16 protein-coding genes are annotated in these 20,413 nt (G+C 58.8%); 6 read left to right on the top strand and 10 right to left on the bottom strand.

Translation table 11 applies throughout. From position 1 onward, the window contains the following. Genes RTN40_RS17495 through RTN40_RS17485 form a run of 3 tightly spaced genes read left to right on the top strand, consistent with a single transcriptional unit; the run spans window position 1 to window position 3,205 of the window. Window positions 1-954 carry an ABC transporter permease gene (locus RTN40_RS17495; RefSeq protein WP_312229582.1) on the top strand — a complete coding sequence of 318 codons (954 nt, stop codon included), beginning with the start codon at window positions 1-3 and terminating at the stop codon, window positions 952-954. A 17-nt stretch (window positions 955-971) separates the two neighbouring features. Next, window positions 972-2,609, top strand: a complete 1,638-nt coding sequence (locus tag RTN40_RS17490; RefSeq protein ID WP_312229581.1) for an FGGY-family carbohydrate kinase — start codon at window positions 972-974, stop codon at window positions 2,607-2,609. Next, window positions 2,606-3,205, top strand: a complete 600-nt coding sequence (locus RTN40_RS17485; protein WP_312229580.1) for an SIS domain-containing protein — start codon at window positions 2,606-2,608, stop codon at window positions 3,203-3,205. Before RTN40_RS17490 ends, RTN40_RS17485 begins: the two co-directional genes overlap by 4 nt. 47 nt (window positions 3,206-3,252) lie before the next feature. Here RTN40_RS17485 and glyA read toward each other — a convergent pair whose 3' ends face one another. Further along, the gene (gene glyA / locus RTN40_RS17480) at window positions 3,253-4,506 is read right to left on the bottom strand and encodes a serine hydroxymethyltransferase (RefSeq protein WP_312229579.1); all 1,254 of its coding nucleotides are present in this window, start codon (window positions 4,504-4,506) and stop codon (window positions 3,253-3,255) included. 313 nt (window positions 4,507-4,819) lie between these two features. Here glyA and hmpA point away from each other — a divergent pair, with 313 nt between their 5' ends. Further along, window positions 4,820-6,010: an NO-inducible flavohemoprotein gene (gene hmpA / locus RTN40_RS17475; RefSeq protein ID WP_312229578.1), complete on the top strand. Its 1,191-nt coding sequence runs from the start codon at window positions 4,820-4,822 to the stop codon at window positions 6,008-6,010. A 13-nt stretch (window positions 6,011-6,023) separates the two neighbouring features. Here hmpA and RTN40_RS17470 read toward each other — a convergent pair whose 3' ends face one another. Then, complete coding sequence (locus RTN40_RS17470) at window positions 6,024-7,115, bottom strand: transposase (protein WP_312229577.1); 1,092 nt, start codon at window positions 7,113-7,115, stop codon at window positions 6,024-6,026. Window positions 7,116-7,161: 46 nt separating this feature from the next. Here RTN40_RS17470 and tnpA point away from each other — a divergent pair, with 46 nt between their 5' ends. Beyond that, window positions 7,162-7,572: an IS200/IS605 family transposase gene (tnpA, locus tag RTN40_RS17465; protein WP_312229576.1), complete on the top strand. Its 411-nt coding sequence runs from the start codon at window positions 7,162-7,164 to the stop codon at window positions 7,570-7,572. Window positions 7,573-7,710: 138 nt separating this feature from the next. Here tnpA and glnB read toward each other — a convergent pair whose 3' ends face one another. The 5 genes from glnB to purL all read right to left on the bottom strand — a co-directional run bounded on the left by glnB (window position 7,711) and on the right by purL (window position 16,015). Next, window positions 7,711-8,049 (bottom strand): nitrogen regulatory protein P-II, encoded by a 339-nt coding sequence (gene glnB, locus RTN40_RS17460; RefSeq protein ID WP_312229575.1) that lies wholly within the window; start codon window positions 8,047-8,049, stop codon window positions 7,711-7,713. An 80-nt stretch (window positions 8,050-8,129) separates the two neighbouring features. Then, window positions 8,130-9,467, bottom strand: coding sequence for a two-component system response regulator GlrR (glrR, locus tag RTN40_RS17455; RefSeq protein WP_312229574.1), 1,338 nt, complete (start codon window positions 9,465-9,467; stop codon window positions 8,130-8,132). Continuing rightward, window positions 9,464-10,198 carry a two-component system QseEF-associated lipoprotein QseG gene (gene qseG, locus RTN40_RS17450; protein ID WP_312229573.1) on the bottom strand — a complete coding sequence of 245 codons (735 nt, stop codon included), beginning with the start codon at window positions 10,196-10,198 and terminating at the stop codon, window positions 9,464-9,466. Before qseG ends, glrR begins: the two co-directional genes overlap by 4 nt. Next, window positions 10,199-11,629: a two component system sensor histidine kinase QseE/GlrK gene (qseE, locus tag RTN40_RS17445; protein WP_312229572.1), complete on the bottom strand. Its 1,431-nt coding sequence runs from the start codon at window positions 11,627-11,629 to the stop codon at window positions 10,199-10,201. Window positions 11,630-12,127: 498 nt separating this feature from the next. Further along, a complete protein-coding gene (gene purL, locus RTN40_RS17440; RefSeq protein ID WP_312229571.1) occupies window positions 12,128-16,015 on the bottom strand; it encodes a phosphoribosylformylglycinamidine synthase in 3,888 nt (1,295 codons plus the stop codon). 244 nt (window positions 16,016-16,259) lie between these two features. Between purL and mltF the strand changes: the two genes are divergently transcribed. Further along, a complete protein-coding gene (mltF, locus tag RTN40_RS17435; RefSeq protein WP_312229570.1) occupies window positions 16,260-17,855 on the top strand; it encodes a membrane-bound lytic murein transglycosylase MltF in 1,596 nt (531 codons plus the stop codon). Here mltF and tadA read toward each other — a convergent pair. Genes tadA through RTN40_RS17420 form a run of 3 tightly spaced genes read right to left on the bottom strand, consistent with a single transcriptional unit; the run spans window position 17,852 to window position 20,407 of the window. After that, window positions 17,852-18,343, bottom strand: coding sequence for a tRNA adenosine(34) deaminase TadA (gene tadA / locus RTN40_RS17430; protein ID WP_312229569.1), 492 nt, complete (start codon window positions 18,341-18,343; stop codon window positions 17,852-17,854). The genes mltF and tadA overlap by 4 nt on opposite strands. Window positions 18,344-18,403: 60 nt before the next feature. Further along, complete coding sequence (gene yfhb, locus RTN40_RS17425) at window positions 18,404-19,039, bottom strand: phosphatidylglycerophosphatase C (RefSeq protein WP_312229568.1); 636 nt, start codon at window positions 19,037-19,039, stop codon at window positions 18,404-18,406. A 3-nt stretch (window positions 19,040-19,042) separates the two neighbouring features. Then, window positions 19,043-20,407, bottom strand: a complete 1,365-nt coding sequence (locus RTN40_RS17420; RefSeq protein ID WP_312229567.1) for a PTS transporter subunit EIIC — start codon at window positions 20,405-20,407, stop codon at window positions 19,043-19,045. Window positions 20,408-20,413 lie beyond the last annotated feature (6 nt).

The raw sequence follows: 20,413 nt of genomic DNA, 5'->3' as shown, positions 1-20,413 counted from the left end.
ATGAAAGCCATCGCACGACTTCTACCCGGTGATGCCATCATCCGCCTGCAGTGCGTGATTATTATCGTCGTCGCCGTGGTCTTCTCGGCGCTGCTCGGCAGCCGCTTCTTCAGCGCCGCTAACTTCCAGTCCATCAGCTCCCAACTGCCGATCCTTGGCATGCTGGCGCTGGGGATGGGCATCACCATGCTTACCGGCGGCATCAACCTGTCAATTATCGCCGGGGCCAACGCCTGCTCGCTGGTGATGGCGGCGGTGATCGTCAGCCATCCGGACAGTCCGCTGTTTCTGGCGCTGGCCCTGCTGGCCGGGGCAGCGGTCGCGGTAGCGATCGGCACGCTGAACGGGGCGCTGATCGCCTGGGTGGGGGTATCACCTATCCTCGCCACGCTCGGCACCATGACGCTGATCTCCGGTCTCAATATTCTGCTCTCTAACGGGACAGTGATCTCCGGCTTCCCTGCGGCGATCCAGTTCCTGGGTAATGCCACCGTGGTGGGCATCCCCGTGGCGCTGCTGCTCTTTTTAGGCGTGGCGGTGCTGCTGTGGGTGCTGCTGGAGCACACCACTCTCGGGCGCAGCCTCTACCTGGTTGGATCCAACGAGCAGGCCACGCGCTACAGCGGCGTGAATACCGTGCGCGTGCAGATTGCGGTGTATGTCATCTCCGCCCTGCTCGGCTGGGCCGCCGCCATTTTGATGATGGCAAAATTTAACTCGGCGAAGGCCGGCTACGGTGAATCCTATCTGCTGGTGACCATTCTTGCCTCCGTGCTCGGCGGCATCAACCCCGACGGCGGATTTGGCCGCATCGTCGGCCTGGTGCTGGCCCTCATCGTGCTACAGATGCTGGAAAGTGGCTTTAACCTGCTGGGGATCAGTAGCTATCTGACGATGGCGCTGTGGGGCGCGGTGCTGATCCTCTTTATCGCATTACAGAATCGTAAAGCCTGATTTCAGGAGAACAAATTATGGCGAGTTACTTCATTGGTGTGGATGTAGGGACAGGGAGCGCCCGGGCGGGCGTGTTTGATCTTAACGGCAGAATGGTCAGTCAGGCCAGCCGGGCCATTGAAATGTATCGTCCGCAGGCTGATTTCGTTGAGCAGTCCTCCGACAATATCTGGCAGATGGTGTGCAATGCGGTGCGCGATGCGGTCAACCAGGCGGACATCAATCCGATTCAGGTTAAGGGGCTGGGCTTTGACGCCACCTGCTCGCTGGTGGTGCTGGATAAAGAGGGCAAGCCGCTGACCATCAGCCCCTCGGGGCGCAGCGAGCAGAACATTATCGTCTGGATGGATCACCGGGCGATTACCCAGGCCGACCGCATTAACGCCCTGCACCACCGGGTGCTGGACTACGTCGGTGGGATCATCTCCCCGGAGATGCAGACCCCGAAGCTGCTATGGCTGAAGCAGCACATGCCGAACACCTGGGCGAACGCGGGCTACTATTTTGATCTGCCGGACTTCCTCACCTGGCGCGCCACGGATGACGACACGCGCTCGCTCTGCTCCACCGTCTGCAAATGGACCTACATGGGCCACGAGGATAAGTGGGATGGGAGCTACTTCCGGCAGATTGGGCTGGAGGATCTCCTTGAGCACGACGCGGAGAAAATTGGCCGCTACGTCAAAACCATGGGCGAACCGCTCGGTCACGGCCTGACCCAGCGCGCCGCCAGCGAGATGGGGCTGATCCCCGGCACGGCGGTGAGCGTGTCGATTATCGATGCCCATGCGGGCACCCTCGGCACCCTCGGGGCAAGCGGCGTCTCTGGCGAAGTCGCTGATTTCGATCGCCGCATCGCGCTGATTGGTGGTACCTCGACGGGCCATATGGCGATCTCTCAGCAGCCGCGCTTTATCGGCGGCGTTTGGGGACCCTACTACTCGGCGGTGCTGCCGGACTACTGGCTTAACGAAGGCGGTCAATCGGCCACCGGGGCGCTGATCGACCATATCATTCAGTCCCACCCCTGCTATGAAACCCTGCTGGCGCAGGCGAAAACCCAGGGGCAGACCATCTATGAAGTGCTTAATGCCCTGCTGCGCAAGATGGCCGGTGAGCCGGAAAATATCGCTTTCCTGACCCGCGATATCCACATCCTGCCCTACTTCCACGGCAACCGCTCGCCACGGGCCAATCCGACCTTAACCGGCGTCATTAGCGGCCTGAAACTCTCCCGTACGCCGGAGGATATGGCTCTGCAATACCTGGCGACCATCCAGGCGATCGCCCTCGGTACCCGGCATATTATCGAGACCATGAACCAAACTGGCTATACCATCGACACCATTATGGCCAGCGGCGGCGGCACCAAAAACCCAATCTTCGTGCAGGAGCACGCTAACGCCACCGGCTGCGCAATGCTGCTGCCGGAGGAGAGCGAAGCGATGCTACTCGGTGGCGCAATGATGGGCACCCTTGCCGCGGGCGTTTTTGAGACCTTCCCGGAGGCGATGTCAGCTATGAGCCGGATCGGTAAGACCGTGACGCCGCAGACCAACAAAATCAAGCAGTACTATGACCGCAAGTACAAGGTGTTCCATGAGATGTACCTGGATCACATGAAGTACCGTCAGCTGATGCAGGAGGGAGCATGAGTCAATCGTGGCAGCAGGCAACCGCCGCCTGGGGTATCTATAGCGAAGCGCTGGCCGGGCTTGGTCAGCATCTGAGTGAGGCGCAGTGGGAGGCGCTGCTGGCCGAGCTGCGCGGCTGCAAAGGCAAGATAGTCGTGACGGGTGTCGGCACCTCCGGCATTGCGGCGCGTAAAATTGCCCACATGCTGGCCTGCGTCGAGCGTCCGGCGATCTACCTGAACGCCACCGACGCGGCGCACGGCGATCTGGGCTTTTTACGCGCTGACGATCTGATGATCATGCTCTCGCGCGGAGGGAACTCCGACGAGCTGACGCGACTGCTGCCTGGACTTGCGGCCCGCAGCGTGCCGCTGGTCAGCGTGACCGAGAATGCCGACTCTGCGATTGCTCGCGCCTCCCGGCTGGTGATCTCCACCGGCGTACAGCGCGAGATCGATCCGCTGAACATGCTGGCAACCACCTCTATCGTGCTGGCGCTGGCGATTTTCGATGCCGCCTGCGCCTGCCTGATGAGCGAGAGCGGCTATTCGAAAGAGAGCCTGCTGGCGGTACATCCCGGCGGCGACGTGGGCGTTACGCTGCGCAGCGAGCGGTAATTAATAAAAAAGGCCGCTAATGCGGCCTTTTTTACATCCAGCAAGGATTATGCGTAAACCGGGAAGCGGGCGCAGATATCCAGTACTTTCTGTTTGGTGCTTTCAATGACCGCTTCGTCATTGATGCTGTCCAGCACGTCACACATCCAGCCTGCCAGCGCCTTCACCTCTTCCTCTTTGAAGCCGCGACGGGTCACTGCCGGGGTACCGATACGGATACCGGAGGTCACAAACGGGCTTTTCGGATCGTTTGGTACGCTGTTTTTGTTAACGGTGATGTTGGCGCGGCCCAGGGCGGCGTCAGCTTCTTTACCGGTCAGGTTTTTGTCTACCAGATCCAGCAGGAACAGGTGGTTCTCGGTGCCGCCGGAGACCACGTTGTAACCGCGGCTCAGGAACACCTCTACCATCGCTTTGGCGTTTTTCGCGACCTGCTGCTGGTAGGTTTTGAACGCAGGCTCCATCGCCTCTTTCAGCGCAACCGCTTTACCCGCGATAACGTGCATCAGCGGGCCGCCCTGTGCGCCTGGGAAGACAGCGGAGTTCAGCTTCTTGTACAGCTCTTCGCTACCGCCCTTCGCCAGGATCAGGCCGCCACGCGGACCCGCCAGGGTTTTGTGGGTGGTGGTGGTCACAACGTGGGCATGCGGAACCGGGTTCGGGTAGACGCCAGCGGCGATCAGGCCTGCAACGTGCGCCATGTCAACGAACAGGTATGCGCCGATGCTGTCAGCGATTTCGCGCATTTTTGCCCAGTCAACCACGCCAGAGTATGCCGAGAAACCGCCGATGATCATCTTCGGCTTGTGGGTCTCCGCCTGCTTAGCGAGGTCTTCGTAATCGATTTTGCCGGACTCATCGATACCGTAAGGTACGATGTTATAGAGCTTGCCGGAGAAGTTAACCGGGGAGCCGTGGGTCAGGTGGCCGCCGTGGGCCAGGTTCATCCCCAGCACGGTATCGCCCGGAGAGAGCAGCGTGGTGTAGACTGCAAAGTTAGCCTGAGAGCCGGAGTGCGGCTGCACGTTAGCGTAGTCTGCGCCAAACAGCTCTTTTGCACGGTCGATAGCCAGCTGCTCAACCACGTCAACGTATTCGCAGCCGCCGTAGTAGCGCTTGCCCGGGTAGCCTTCGGCATATTTGTTGGTCAGCTGAGAACCCTGAGCCTGCATAACGCGCGGGCTGGTGTAGTTTTCGGAGGCGATCAGCTCAATGTGCTCTTCCTGACGTACTTTCTCTTGCTCCATCGCCTGCCACAGTTCGGCATCATAATCGGCAATGTTCATTTCACGCTTTAACATCCGCATCTCCTGACTCAGCTAACGGTAATTTTCAATGGCCCTCAGGGCAACGGCGACCAGTATAACCGATCCATTTTCTGATAACAGGTCTTGACATGCGTTTTTACGCAAACGATTGGCTCCGCGTGGCGCAAGGGTTTGTCTTGCAAGAACCCGCCTCCAGAATCACGATTTCTTTTCAGGTTTATCGTGCAAATTTTTCATGACATTTCAACGCAGCGGAAATACGCTATTAACCATTTACAAAACAGGGGAACTTTTATAAGATGCATTTAAAATACACCTTATAGAGATCGTCACTAAGGAAAAGACAATGCTCGACGCTCAAACCATCGCAACCGTAAAATCTACCATTCCTCTGCTTGTCGAAACCGGCCCGAAACTGACGGCGCACTTCTATGACCGTATGTTTAAGCATAACCCCGAGCTGAAAGAGATTTTCAACATGAGCAACCAGCGCAACGGCGATCAGCGTGAAGCGCTGTTTAACGCCATTGCCGCCTATGCCAGCAATCTTGAGAACCTTCCGGCGCTGCTGCCTGCGGTGGAGAAGATCGCCCAGAAGCACACCAGCTTCCAAATCAAGCCCGATCAGTACAACATTGTCGGTGAACATCTGCTGGCGACCCTTGATGAGCTTTACAGCCCGGGCCAGGAGGTGCTGGAGGCATGGGGTAAAGCTTACGGCGTGCTGGCGGGCGTGTTCATTAACCGCGAAGCCGAGCTGTATGAAGCCCACGCTACACAGCCCGGCGGCTGGGAAGGCACCCGCGCCTTCCGCATCGTGGCTAAAACGCCGCGCAGCGCGCTGATCACCAGCATCGAATTTGAGCCGGTCGACGGCCAGCCGGTAGCCGAATACCGTCCGGGCCAGTACCTCGCCGTCTGGCTGAAGCCGGAAGGTTTCCCGCACCAGGAGATCCGCCAGTACTCTCTGACCCGTAAGCCGGATGGTAAAGGGTATCGCATCGCCGTGAAGCGTGAGCAAGGCGGTCAGGTTTCCAACTGGCTGCACGATGAAGCCCGCGTGGGCGACGTGGTGCAGCTGGCTTCTCCGGCGGGCGACTTCTTCCTTGATGTCGCTCCGCAAGCGCCGGTGACGCTGATCTCCGCCGGCGTAGGTCAGACCCCCATGCTGGCGATGCTGGATACTCTCGCCAGCGCACAGCATGCGGGCCAGGTGAACTGGTTCCATGCGGCAGAGAGCGGCGAGGTACACGCCTTTGAGGATGAAGTTGCCGTGCTGGGCAGCAAGCTGCCGCGCTTCCAGGCACATACCTGGTACCGTATTCCGACTGAGGCAGATCGTAGCGCAGCGCGCTTTAATAGCGAAGGGCTGATGGATTTAAGCAAGCTGGAGGGTGCGTTTAGCGATCCGAGGATGCAGTGCTATCTCTGCGGCCCGGTCGCCTTTATGCAGTTCGCGGCGAAACAGCTGATTGCGCTTGGGGTTGATGCCGATCGCATCCACTACGAGTGCTTTGGTCCGCACAAGGTTCTTTGACATCCTCCCCGTCCTAAAGGGCGGGGATTCCTACAGCCAGACGGCAATGCCCTGCCGCGAGTATATTCTTTGACGCGTTCACATCGCGATCATGTAGCGTTCCGCACTCGCTACAAGTCCATACTCTTATTCGCAGGCCTGCTCTACCTTTCGGACTGTTGGGGGATAGCGCCCCGCAACACGAACAAGCCTGGGTGGAATAGGATTCGTTGACTACCTGAAACACGGCTGATCGCGCAATCGCTTTATATTCCAGTTGTGTTTTGAGCATAGACCAGCCAGCGTCCAGAACGCTCTTAGCCATCTTTGTTCTGATTAGCTTGCCGGCGCTCACGTCGCCTACGAATATTGCCGCATTCGCTTTCACAATTGCCGTACTGAATTTGTGCAAAGCGTCTTTGCGGCGGTTTTTAATTTTGGCGTGGATAGCCTTTACACGGCGTTTCTTGTTCGCCCGTTGTGCCCTGCCTAACGATGATTCCAGATCACGATAGAACCGCCCCGCCGCCAGCTTTTCGCCGTCTGACGTGGTGGCAATATCTTTTAACCCCAGGTCGATGCCTACCGCGCGCGTGCCTTGCGTCGGCTGTTCTTCAAAGTCTACGGCTACGTTGAAATACCAGCGCCCCCGGCTGTCTTCGGAAAAGCTGCCCGCGCGGAATTTGTAGCCACTCAGGCCGTAGCTATCCCAGACCTTAAACAGCCTGCCCGCGAATTTAACGCTGCCGTTATGCCACTTCGCAAAACCTACCTTAAAGGGGATCCAGCCCAGCGAACGGCGAGCGCCGCCATTGATACGCCAGCGAAGTTTTGACCGCTTAAACTGCTTGCGGGCTTTGCCGTGTACGGCGATCACTTCCTGAATGCTGGCGCTGTTGATCAGATAGCCCTTTTCCTTGCGGAGTCCGGCGGTCTGCTTTTGAACATCATACGCGGTTAGCCACTTTGGAACCTGCGCTCCAGATGCGCCAGCGTTGCTATATGCAGCGCTGGTTATCTCGTTTGCCAGATTAAAGACCTGATTGACCTCAAAAGCCATTTGCCGCAAAACGGCGGCGTGTTTGTCTTTAATTCTGACTGATAATGTTTTGGGCTGGATGCTCATTTCTCGCTACAATAAACTAATAAAGTCAATTTTTCAAGGTTTTTATATGGAATTAACTTATCTGAATGGGCGTAGCTGTGCCTTTGTGCTGCACTGTCATTTAATCTTTATCACTAAGTATCGGAGCAAAGTCTTTAACGCCGCGCAACTGGAAACGCTGAAAAGGATTATCCGCAACGTATGCCAGCAATTCGAATGCGAAGTTGTGGAGTTTAACGGGGAGTCGGATCACGTCCATATGCTGCTTAACTTCCCGCCGAAAGTGGCGATCAGCAAGCTGGTTAACAGCCTGAAAGGGGTTAGCAGTCGCAAGATGAAATTGCATCATCCTGAATTACACCAGCCCGCGTGGAAGTCAGACGCACTCTGGTCACCGTCTTATTTCGCTGGCAGTGTGGGCGGTGCTCCCCCCGAAGTGATTAAGAAATACATTGAGGATCAGAACCGCCCTCATTAGCACCCTGTCGGGTGCTTCGCTCTGCATCCCCTGCCTAAAAGGAAGGAGCTTTCCGCGAAAAGCCTGGTAAATATTGGTTCTGTAAGATCTCGCTTACCCCGGCCCGCGCATGGGGGCTGGGGTAAGCCTGCGGACTATTTAGATAGCCGCGTCGTCCTCTTCGCCGGTACGGATACGGACTACGCGCGCCACGTCGAAAACGAAAATCTTACCGTCACCGATTTTACCGGTCTGCGCCGTGCGGATAATGGTCTCTACGCAGGTATCGACGATATCGTCGGTCACCACGATCTCAATTTTTACCTTCGGCAGAAAGTCCACCATGTACTCCGCGCCACGGTACAGCTCGGTGTGGCCCTTCTGGCGACCAAAGCCTTTCACTTCGGTGACGGTCATCCCGGTAATGCCGACCTCAGCCAGCGCTTCACGCACATCATCCAGCTTGAAAGGTTTAATAATCGCATCAATCTTTTTCACGGTGATCCCCTAATTCTTTTGCCTGTCAGCAGCGTCGTAATCGATTGCTCACACTACCATATTTCGCGTGCGTGTGCGGCCTACTCTTTAAAGTCGTTTGCGTCCAGCTCGTGGCGGGAGAGCAGCTTATAAAACTCGGTGCGGTTACGTCCGGCCATGCGCGCCGCGTGCGTCACGTTGCCCTTGGTGATCTGCAGCAGCTTGCGCAGATAGTTAAGCTCAAACTGGTTCCGGGCGTCGGCAAAGGTCGGCAGCGCGGTGTTCTCACCTTCCAACGCCTGCTCTACCAACGCATCGCTGATTACCGGCGAAGAGGTGAGTGCTACGCATTGCTCGATAACGTTCACCAGCTGGCGCACGTTACCCGGCCAGGAGGCGGTCATCAGGCGCTTCATGGCATCGGTAGAGAAGGCTCGCACAAACGGCTTATGCCGACTGGCCGCCAGGCGCAGCAGATGGTTAGCCAGCAGCGGAATATCTTCCGCCCGCTCCACCAGCGCCGGGATTTTCAGGCTCACCACGTTCAGACGATAGAAAAGATCTTCCCGGAACTCGCCTCGCTCCATCGCTTTAGGCAGGTCACGGTGGGTGGCGGAGATGATCCGTACGTCGATATCGATATCGCGATTGCTGCCCAGTGGACGCACCTTGCGCTCCTGCAATACGCGCAGCAGCTTGACCTGCAGCGGTATGGGCATATCGCCAATCTCATCGAGAAACAGCGTGCCGCCCTCCGCCGCCTGGAACAGCCCTTCCCGGCTGCTGACCGCGCCGGTAAACGCCCCACGCGCGTGGCCAAACAGCTCGGACTCCAGCAGTTGCTCCGGCAGCGCGCCGCAGTTGATGGCAATAAAGGCTTTTTTGCCGCGTGGGCTGGCGTTGTGGATCGCCTGAGCGAGGATCTCCTTGCCGGTCCCGCTCTGACCGCTGATCAGCACGCTCACGTCGGACTGGGCCACCATATGGGCCTGCTCCAGCAGGCGCAGCATGACCGGGCTACGGGTGATAATATTCTCCCGCCACGTCTCATCGCTGGCGGGCGCGGCGTGCTCCAGCGCATCGTCGATGGCTTTATAGAGCGCGTCTTTATCTACCGGCTTGGTGAGAAAGCCAAACACGCCCCGCTGGGTGGCAGCCACGGCGTCGGGAATCGATCCGTGGGCGGTGAGGATAATCACCGGCATGCCCGGCTGCACGCGCTGGATCTCAGCAAACAGCTGCATGCCGTCCATCTCATCCATGCGCAGGTCGCTGATCACCAGATCGACCTTCTCCCGTGCCAGCACGCGCAGCCCCTCCTGGCCGCTTTCGGCGGTCACTACGCTATAGCCTTCGCTGGTCAGGCGCAGGCCCAGCAGCTTCAGCAGACCGGGATCGTCATCCACCAGCAGCAGATGGGCAGGTTTACGCGGCGTCATGGCTTAATATCCTCCTGTGGGGCATCCGGCTGCGCCGGGCGGGTGCTGTCGGGGATCTCCGTCCCGCCAGGTTTGCGTGTCGAGAGCCGCCGCTCAATATCGGTTAAGTTCTCCAGCTTACGCGAGGTGGTCTCCAGCTCCTCGCGCAGATGCTGCTGCTGCTGGCGTAACGCCTCCAGATCGCTGTCCCGGGACTGCTGGAGCTTGGCATAGCGCGAGCGCTCCTCCGCCAGCTGAAGCTGCGTCGCCTGGCCGTCGCGCCAGACCTGGAACAGCGTCCGAACCTGCATCGGCAGCTGTGGGCTGAGCGTGTCCATTCGCGCGGTAAAAGCGCGTCTCTCTATCGGCGTGATTTTGGCATTGGCCAGCAGAATGCCGCGCTTGAAGGTATCCTGCCAGGTATCATCTGGCCAGCGCTTAGCCTCGGCGCGCGCCATTACCGGCGAGAGGCGCTCCGCGCAGTCCATGCCGCGCAGCCAGTAGAGCGGATTGGACTCAACGGCCTGTCCGGTCAGCGACCAGACGTTATCACAGGGCGTTGAGAGAAAATCGGCCAGCTGATGCTGAGGAAGCTTCTCTTCCTGAACTTTATTCACCGTCTTAACGGGAATATCCGGTACGCAGCCCGCCAGCAGCAGGCATGACAAGCCGACAGGCAACGCGGAATGCTGCGAAATCATTTTCACAACGCGACTCAAAATATGCGACATAGTTACCTGATGTAGATTCAATTAGCTTTTGTCCGATCCAGCAAGCGGCAGCTCAATACGAAAACAGACGCCCGATTCATCGCTGGTGACCAGCTGCAGTTCACCCTGCATGCGCAGAATGCAGTCCCTGGCAATGCTCAGCCCCAGCCCGCTACCTTTTACCGCGCCCTTGCGCTGATGGCTTCCCTGGTAAAAAGGCTCGAAAATCATCTCCCGCTCGGCCTGCGGGATCGGCGTCCCGGTATTGGCGACGTCTATCCGCAATCGCGTGCCGTGCGGATAGCTGCGAATAAGAATGGTACCGGATTCAGTGCCATAGTGCACCGCGTTAGAGTAGAGATTGTCCAGCACGCTCAGTAACAGCACCGGCTCCGCCAGGCAGCTTTCGGCCTTCAGCGAAACCTCTGTATGCATCATTTTAGCCCGTGCCGGTAAACTATGAGCGGAGATCACGGTTTCGATCAGCGGCGCAATAGCGACCATCTCCAGCTCCACTGCCCCATCGGCGAGCTTGCGGTTGTAATCCAGCAGCTGCTCGATCAGCTTTTGCAGATTGCGGCTGCTGCCGTCCAGAATATCCACCACCTCTTTTTGCTCCGCCGTCAGTGGTCCCACGACTTCATCAGCCAGCAGCTCGGTGCCTTCCCGCATGCTGGCCAACGGGGTTTTCAACTCGTGGGAGATATGACGCAGAAACTGATGGCGCTGGGACTCCAGCCACGCCAGACGCTCGCTGAGCCAGATGATGCGTTCGCCAACGGAGCGCAGCTCGCGTGGCCCTTTAAAGGCTACCCGGCTGTTGAGCGACTGCCCTGCCCCCAGCCGGTTGATCATCCGCTCAATGCCCTTCACCGGGCCGATAATCATGCGGGTAAAGAGCAGCACCAGCACGAGGCTGACTAAAAACAGCAGCAGCGCCTGCCAGCCAAAGAACTGGCCGCGGGCGGCGATCTCCTGCTGAAGCTGCTGCCCACGGGTAAACACCACTTTGCGGGTAGTTTGTACCATCTCAGTATTGGCGGCGGCGAAGGCTTCAAGGCTGGTAGAGGCCGCCTGCGTGGGGCCGCTGTTATGACACTGCAGCTGCGCCAGAGCGTTGAGATCCTCCCGCAGCGCCTGATAGAGCTTCTCGTCTGGCAGCACGTCAGCATGGGCATCCAGCATATCGCTGTAGCGTTTGCGCTGGCTTTGGTAAACCCGGGCCAGGGTGGGATCGTCCAGTACGCAGTACTGGCGGTAGCTGCGCTCCATCTCCAGGGCCGCGTTGGTCATCGCCTCGCTGCGCCGGGCGTCGATGAGCGTGGTACGGTTGGTGCGCGCCGCCTGGGCACTCAGTGTATTCAGGCTTTGCCACGCCTGCCAGGCCAGCACCAGCAGCGGCAGCAGAACCAGCAAAAACGCCATGATAACAAGCTGTCGCAGAGAGCGGGGAAATGCAGGCCAGCGTTTCAACGCGTTGTTCTCGTCAGAAGGGATTTAACGGAATGCTAGCTGAGGATGAGCCGTGGGGAAAGGCTAAAAATAATAAAGCCGGGTAAAAACCCGGCATTATCATGGAATAGGCGGTGCCTTACTCGACGTTTCGCCCCGGGCCTGAAATAGCAACGCTATGATCAGAAGTGAGACGGCAGGCACCTGTTTGTGCGTCATTCCAGGGTTTATGTAGCACGTCCCGAAGGGGCTGACATAAGAAGGTGAATGAGCCACTGCGCTATTATATGCACAAGTTATGCCAAAGTACACAACGCATACATAACTTACTGTTTGTATAGATATTTATTATTCTGTGAACCGCATCATTTTTGTACTCTTTTTAAACAATGTGTCGCCAATCAGCAACACCTCAAAACATACAAAAATAAATAGGTAATAATCAATAACTTAAATGTCGCCTATTGACGACACTTAAATTTACCGCTGTCGGGATTTTGCGACAGCGGCGTAGTGCTATTAACCCAGCTGCTTACGGGCGTTACGGAAAATACGCATCCACGGGCTATCTTCGCCCCAGTTTTCTGGGTGCCAGGAGTTCGCTACGGTACGGAATACGCGCTCCGGGTGCGGCATCATAATGGTCACGCGTCCGCTTTCGCTGGTCACCGCCGTGATACCGTTTGGCGAGCCGTTCGGGTTGGCCGGATAGGTCTCGGTAACCTTACCGAAGTTATCCACGTAGCGCAGCGCCACCAGCCCTTTGCTCTCCAGCTGAGCCAGATGCGCATCGTCACGCACTTCCACCAGGCCTTCACCGTGGGAAACCGCGATAGGCATCATCGACCCGACCATGCCCTGCAACAGCAGCGACGGGCTTTGTGTCACTTCGACCAGGCTGAAGCGTGCTTCAAAGCGGTCAGAGACGTTACGCACGAAGCGCGGCCACAGCTCGCTGCCTGGGATCAGCTCGCGCAGGTTGGACATCATCTGGCAGCCGTTACAGACGCCCAGCGCCAGGGTCTGCGGACGGTGGAAGAAGGTTTCGAACTCGTCACGTACGCGCTCGTTGAAGAGAATCGACTTCGCCCAGCCCTCGCCCGCCCCCAGCACGTCACCGTAGGAGAAGCCGCCGCATGCCACCAGCGCATGCGCACTCTCCAGCGTGGTGCGACCTTCCAGCAGGTCGCTCATGTGGACGTCAATGGCATCAAAGCCCGCGCGGTGGAAGGCTGCTGCCATCTCAACGTGGGAGTTAACACCCTGCTCACGCAGGACGGCCACTTTCGGACGCGCACCGGTCGCGATGTAAGGTGCCGCCACGTCTTCGTTGATGTCGAAGGAGAGCTTCACGTTGAGGCCCGGATCGTTATCCTGCGCCTTGGCGTTATGCTCCTGATCGGCACAGGCCGGGTTATCGCGCAGGCGCTGCATCTGCCAGGTTGTCTCAGCCCACCACATACGCAGCGTGGTGCGGCTTTCGCTGAACACCGCCTGCCCGTTGGCCGTAATCACGAAGCGATCCCCTGCGACGGCATGGCCCAGATAGTGTACGCAGTCGGCCAGGCCGTGGGCGCTGAGAATATTCTCCACCGCCTCACGATCCTGGGCACGCACCTGAATCACCGCCCCCAGCTCTTCGTTAAACAGCGCGGCCAGACGATCGTTACCCAGCGCGGCGATATCTGCCTCAATGCCGCAGTGGCCGGTAAAGGCCATCTCGGCGAGGGTCACCAGCAGGCCACCGTCAGAGCGGTCGTGGTAGGCCAGCAGCTTACGTGCCGCCACCAGCGCCTGCATGGCGTCGTAGAAACCCTTCAGCTGATGCACGTCGCGCACGTCGGCTGGCTTATCGCCCAGCTGGCGGTAAACCTGGGCCAGCGCCGTCGCACCCAGCGCGTTGTGGCCCTTGCCCAGGTCAATCAGCAGTAGGGCGTTATCGTCGGTAGAGAGTTGCGGCGTCACGGTGTGGCGCACATCTTCTACGCGGGCAAATGCGGTGATCACCAGCGACAGCGGCGAGGTCATCTCACGCTGCTCGCTTCCCTCCTGCCAGCGGGTTTTCATCGACATAGAGTCTTTACCCACCGGAATCGTCAGGCCGAGGGCCGGACACAGCTCTTCGCCCACCGCTTTCACCGCCTCATAGAGACCGGCATCTTCACCCGGGTGGCCGGCTGCAGCCATCCAGTTCGCGGAGAGCTTGATACGTTTGATATCGCCAATCTGCGTAGCGGCCACGTTGGTCAGCGCTTCACCTACCGCCAGGCGGGCGGAGGCAGCAAAGTCCAGCAGCGCCACCGGAGAGCGCTCCCCGATAGACATCGCCTCACCGTAATAGCTGTCGAGGCTGGCGGTAGTGACCGCGCAGTTGGCAACCGGGATCTGCCACGGACCAACCATCTGATCCCGAGCCACCATGCCGGTGACCGTACGGTCGCCGATGGTCACCAGGAAGGTCTTCTCTGCTACCGCAGGCAGGTGCAGCACGCGGTTAACCGCTTCGGCCACGGTAATGCCCTGCGGGTCAAACGCTTCCCCGGCGGCTTTCAGCGACTCAACGTCACGGGTCATCTTCGGCGTTTTACCGAGCAGAACGTCCAGCGGCAGGTCGATAGGCTGGTTGTCGAAGTGGCTGTCGTTGAGGCTCAGGTGGCGCTCTTCGGTCGCTTCGCCGATAACAGCATACGGGGCGCGCTCACGACGGCACAGGGCATCGAACAGCGCCATCTGGTCGGCAGCCACCGCCATCACGTAGCGCTCTTGCGATTCGTTACACCAGATCTCCAGCGGGCTCATGCCCGGCTCATCGCTCAGGATGCTGCGCAGGTCAAAACGGCCGCCGCGGCCGCCGTCGCTCACCAGCTCCGGCATAGCGTTAGAGAGTCCGCCCGCGCCAACGTCGTGGATAAAGAGGATTGGGTTAGCATCGCCCAGCTGCCAGCAGCGGTCGATCACCTCCTGGCAACGACGCTCCATCTCCGGGTTGTCGCGCTGGACGGAGGCAAAGTCGAGGTCGGCATCGGACTGGCCGGACGCCATTGACGAGGCCGCGCCGCCGCCGAGACCGATATTCATTGCCGGGCCACCGAGCACCACCAGCTTTGCGCCGACGGTAATTTCGCCCTTCTGCACGTGGTCGGCACGGATGTTACCGATACCGCCCGCCAGCATGATCGGCTTGTGGTAGCCGCGCAGCTCTTCACCGTTGTGGCTGTTGACCTTCTCTTCGTAGGTACGGAAGTAGCCGGTCAGCGCCGGACGGCCAAATTCGTTATTGAACGCCGCGCCGCCCAGCGGACCGTCGGTCATGATATCCAGTGCGGTAACGATGCGATCCGGCTTGCCGAAATCCTCTTCCCAAGGCTGCTCAAAGCCAGGAATACGCAGGTTAGAGACGGAGAAGCCCACCAGGCCCGCTTTTGGCTTCGCGCCGCGTCCGGTTGCGCCTTCGTCACGGATCTCACCGCCGGAGCCAGTTGCCGCGCCCGGCCACGGCGAGATCGCCGTCGGGTGGTTGTGGGTCTCGACCTTCATCAGGATATGGGTCGGCTCCTGATGGAAATCGTAGCGGCCTGCTTCGCTATCAGCGAAGAAGCGCCCTACCTCTGAGCCTTCCATCACCGCTGCATTGTCTTTATAGGCAGACAGCACGTGCTCCGGGGTTTTCTCAAAGGTGTTTTTGATCATTTTAAACAGCGACTTCGGCTGCTGCTCGCCGTCGATAACCCAGTCGGCGTTAAAGATTTTGTGGCGGCAGTGCTCGGAGTTCGCCTGAGCGAACATGTAAAGCTCGATGTCGTTCGGGTTACGCCCGAGGTTGGTGAAGGCATCGAACAGGTAGTCAATTTCGTCTTCCGCCAGCGCGAGGCCCAGACGCTGGTTGGCCTCTACCAGCGCGTCGCGTCCCTGCCCCAGCATGTCCACGCTCTCTACCGGCGCAGGTTGATGGTGGGCAAAGAGTTTCTCAGCCTCTTCCAGCGCATCAAAGGTCGTCTCCATCATGCGGTCATACAGCTCGGCGGCCACCGTCTGCCACTGCTCTGCGCTCAGGGTTGACGCCTCAACGTAGTAAGCGACACCGCGCTCAAGGCGGGCGATCTGCGTCAGGCCACAGTTGTGGGCGATGTCCGTCGCTTTTGAAGACCACGGGGAGATAGTTCCCGGACGCGGCGTGACCAGCAGCAGTTTACCGGTGGGCGCGTGGCTGCTCAGGCGTGGGCCGTAAGTGAGTAGACGGCCAAGCTGGGCATGTTCATCGGCATTTAGAGGAGCGTTGAGGTCAGCAAAATGGACATACTCAGCGTAAATGTTGCTTACCGGGAGGGCGGCTGCCTGAAAGCGTGCCAGCAGTTTGTTGATACGGAATGCAGACAGTGCAGGCGAACCACGCAGAATTTCCATCATAAGTCTCTCGTCTTTAGCGCGTCGATGACGCTGTAAGAATGCGCCAGGGGGAAAACGGGCGTCATTATAGAGAATCCTGCGCGCCGACGAAACCGTTTGCGTGGAATAAAATTGCCCGTAATTTTTAACAATAGATGTGGCCTAATTCTCTAATAAGTTGCTAAGTGCCGCAATCTTAAGCAAAATGCCGCTCACTTCCGGACAAACGCTTTTCTATAATAATGACGGCAGACTGAGGCGTCAGATGACGCAGAGAATTAACTCATTGAGAAAATTAAAGTTTAATTATCTGCTTATCGGCATTGTCACCTTGCTGCTGGCAGCAGCCCTGTGGCCCTCTATCCCCTGGTCGGGTAAAGCCGAAAACCGTATCGCTGCTATTCAGGCGCGCGGTGAACTGCGCGTTAGTACCCTGATCTCTCCGCTCACCTGGAACGCCAACAGCGATAAACCTGGCGGCCTCGATTACGAGCTGGCCGAGCAGTTTGCTAACTATCTTGGGGTTAAGCTGCGCATCACCGTGCGGCAGAATATCAACCAGCTATTTGACGATCTCGATAACGACAATGCCGATATGCTGGCGGCCGGACTGGTCTATAACAACGAGCGAATCAAGCACTACCAGAGCGGGCCGGTCTACTACTCGGTCTCCCAGCAGCTGGTCTATCGCGTTGGCAGCCTGCGCCCACGCTCGCTGGCGACGGTGACCGACGCCCAGCTGACCGTCGCCCCTGGGCACGTTGCCATTAGCGATCTGCAGGCGCTGAAAGAGAAGAAATATCCGGCGCTAAGCTGGAAGGTAGATGAGAAGCTGGGCACCAACGATCTGCTTTCGCAGGTTGCTCAGGGCAAGCTGGCCTATACCATTGCCGACTCCGTGGCCATCAGCCTGTTTCAGCGCGTGCACCCTGAACTTGCGGTGGCGCTGGATATCACCGACGAGCAGCCGGTGGCGTGGTTTAGCCAGAAAGACAGCGATAATGCCCTCTCCGCCGCCATGCTGGACTTCTTCAACGTGATTAATGAGGACGGCACCCTGGCACGCCTTGAGGAAAAGTACCTCGGCCATGGTAAAGGGTTCGACTATGTTGATACCCGCGCTTTCCTGCGCGCCATTGACAGCGTACTGCCCGACCTGCAGCCGCTGTTTGAAAAGTACGCTCAGGAGATTGACTGGCGTTTGCTGGCGGCTATCTCATATCAGGAGTCCCACTGGGATACTCAGGCCACCTCCCCTACCGGCGTGCGTGGCTTGATGATGCTGACCAAAAACACCGCCCAGAGCCTGGGCCTGAGCGATCGCACCGATGCCGAGCAGAGCATCAGCGGTGGGGCGCGCTATTTACAGGATATGATGGCTCACGTCCCGGAGACCGTGCCCGAGGAGGAGCGGATCTGGTTTGCACTGGCGGCCTACAACATGGGCTACGCCCATATGCTTGATGCCCGCGCCCTGACGGCAAAGACCAAAGGCAACCCGGATAGCTGGTCCGATGTAAAGCAGCGCCTGCCGCTGCTTAGCCAGAAGGCATGGTACAGCAGGCTGACCTACGGCTACGCCCGCGGGCATGAGGCCTACGCCTACGTGGAAAACATTCGCAAGTACCAGATTAGCCTGGTGGGTTATCTGCAGGAGAAAGCGCGGCAGCAGGCGCAGCAGCTCGCTCACGAGCAGAAGATGGCACAAAGCTATCCGGTAGTCACTCAGGAGGAGCTTGCAGAGACGCGCTATGGCGTGATGCCGCTGAGCGCCTTCTCCCCCGCCGAGGCTTTTGGTCAGTCGAGCTTTACGCTGCCGGGGATCCTGAACCAGGCATCAGCAGGCGCAGAGGCGCATTAACGCGCCTGCTTTTGCGCTTTGATTGCCAGGCGACGCTGGCGGAAAAACTCGCTGAGCATTCCTGAACACTCGTCACTCAGCGTCCCCTCAACGATCTCCACCCGGTGGTTCATCCCAGGGTGATGCAGGACATCCAGCAGGGAGCCTGCCGCGCCGGTTTTTAGATCCCGTGCGCCAAACACTAACGTGCCGATACGGCTATGCACCATCGCCCCCGCGCACATGACGCAGGGTTCGAGCGTGACGTAGAGTGTGGTATCAAGCAGACGGTAGTTTTGCAGCACCAGGCCGCCCTGGCGCAGGGCCATAATCTCGGCATGGGCGGTGGGATCGTGGCGGCCGATGGGCCGGTTCCACCCTTCGCCAATGACGCGGTTGTTGTGTACCAGCACCGCCCCGACCGGAACCTCCCCTTCGTCCCAGGCGCGCTGCGCGAGTGAGAGCGCGTGGCGCATCCAGTATTCGTGGGTAAATTCAGTATCGGACACAGCTCAGCACTCCAGTAGTCAAAACGGGGCGCATTATACACAGGTGTAAGTATGCACACACTACTCGAGTTGCTGTAGCTCTCCATGGGGCGTGACGCGCCAGCGATGTTCGCAGAAGTAGAGCAGCGGGTTATCCTGCTTGCTGTCGCTGTAGCCGCTGTAGAGGCGCAGCGGCGTGCCGATTTTCTGCTCCAGCTGCACGACCTTCTCATGACCGAGGCAGCGCATAGAGAGTACCCATCCCCCGTGGCTGCGGCGGATCTGGCTGGCAATCAGATTGACGCGGGGCAGCCAGGGGGTATCAAAATAGACCTGCTCCACCAGCGGCTGCGGCGAGCCGGTAATCAGCCAGATATCGGCATCGGAGGCGGCAAGATAGTTGGTCAGGCGATCCTGCACCACCGGGAAGGCGGTAACGTGCCCGCGAAACCAGGCGACGAACGATTTTTCCAACGCCTTAAGCCGCGCCTCGCTGTGGCCAAAGGTGCATCCCCACAGCAGCAGGCTCATCGGCCAGCGGGCAGCCCGCCCCTTTACCAGTAATGCAATGCCGATAACCGGCAGCAGCGGCAGGACGAGCAGCGCATTGAGTGGCTGGTGTCGCAGCAGATACCGCAGAAATGTTCCGAACATATCCTGCTGGTGCAACGTTCCATCCAGATCGAAAAAGACGACACGACGCTCGCTATTTGCCAAACCCTACTCCTTTGGATCGTTAAAACCTAACAGCCAGGTAAACAGGAACCCGGCGATGACAGCCAATAAATAGCCTAACAGATAGATCGTGACTTTTCCGGTAACAATCGTTAAAGCCAGCGGTAAACCGGAAATCCCAAAGGTAATGACCGTCGCCACCTTCCAGTAGCAGACCAGCGCACCCCCTACCGCGCCGCCCAGGCAGGCACCGATGAATGGCTTACCCAGCGGCAGCGTGACGCCAAAAATCAGCGGCTCACCGATCCCCAGCAGCCCCACTGGCAGCGCACCTTTAATCACTGTTTTTAGCCGGGCGTTGCGCGTTTTGAGCAGCACGGCGAGCGCCGCGCCTACCTGTCCGACGCCCGCCATCGAGAGAATGGGCAGCAGGGCGTTGAAGCCGTGCGCCTGAACCAGCTCGACGTGGATCGGTACCAGCCCCTGATGCAGGCCAGTGAGCACCAGCGGCAAAAAGCTACCGGCCAGCACTGCCCCCACCAGCAGGCCGCCGCGATCGATAGCCCAGCCAGCCCCTTGGGCAATGGATTCAGAAATCCAGCCCCCAAGCGGCTGTAGCGCCACGATTGCAATCGCTCCGGTGATGAGCGTGGTCAGCAGCGGGTTAAGGATTAACTCCAGCGAGCCAGGCAGTCGTTCACGAAGCCGTTTCTCAAACCAGCACATCAGCGCGACTACCAGCAGCACGGCGATGACGCCTCCGCGCCCGGGCTGCAACGTCTCGCCAAACAGCGTGATCTGCGCCAGCTGCGGACTGGAGAGAATGCCTGCCATCACTCCACCTAACGCCTGCGAGCCGCCAAACACCTTCGCCGCGTTGACCCCCACAAGGATATTCATAATCGCAAACACGGCGCTGCCAAAGATGCCAAGCAGCCCCAGCAGGTTGGGGTAGTGAACAGCAATATCACCGGCAATATCCGGGCGCTTCAGGATATTGATAATGCCGGTAATCAGCCCGGAGGCGATGAATGCCGGAATGAGCGGAATGAAAACGTTCGCCAACATGCGCAGCGCATCGCTCATTGGCGCTTTATATTGCGCTTTCGCCTGAGCCTTATTACGGGCAATCTCATCTGGGATCGGGGCTGCCCCCTCCCCGCTGACCAGGGCGCGCATGGCATCCACAACCTGCCCGGCTCGTCCCGGCCCGACGATGAGCTGATGCTGTTCCCCCTGCTTAACGTAGCCGCTGACGCCCGGGAGCGATTTCAGCCTGCCGATATTAAGCAGCCCCTCATCCTGTACCTCAAACCGGACGCGGGTCATACAGTTTTCCAGCCGCAGCACGTTGCCCTGCCCGCCGATGCCCTGCAAAATCTCCCCTGCCAGCGTCAGTGACTTATCCATGTGAAC

Origin of the sequence: Pseudescherichia sp. (assembly GCF_031987975.1) — a bacterium.
Classification (GTDB): domain Bacteria; phylum Pseudomonadota; class Gammaproteobacteria; order Enterobacterales; family Enterobacteriaceae; genus Pseudescherichia.
Note: the sequence above shows the minus strand (reverse complement) of the source record. Positions and strands in the feature narration are given on the sequence as shown.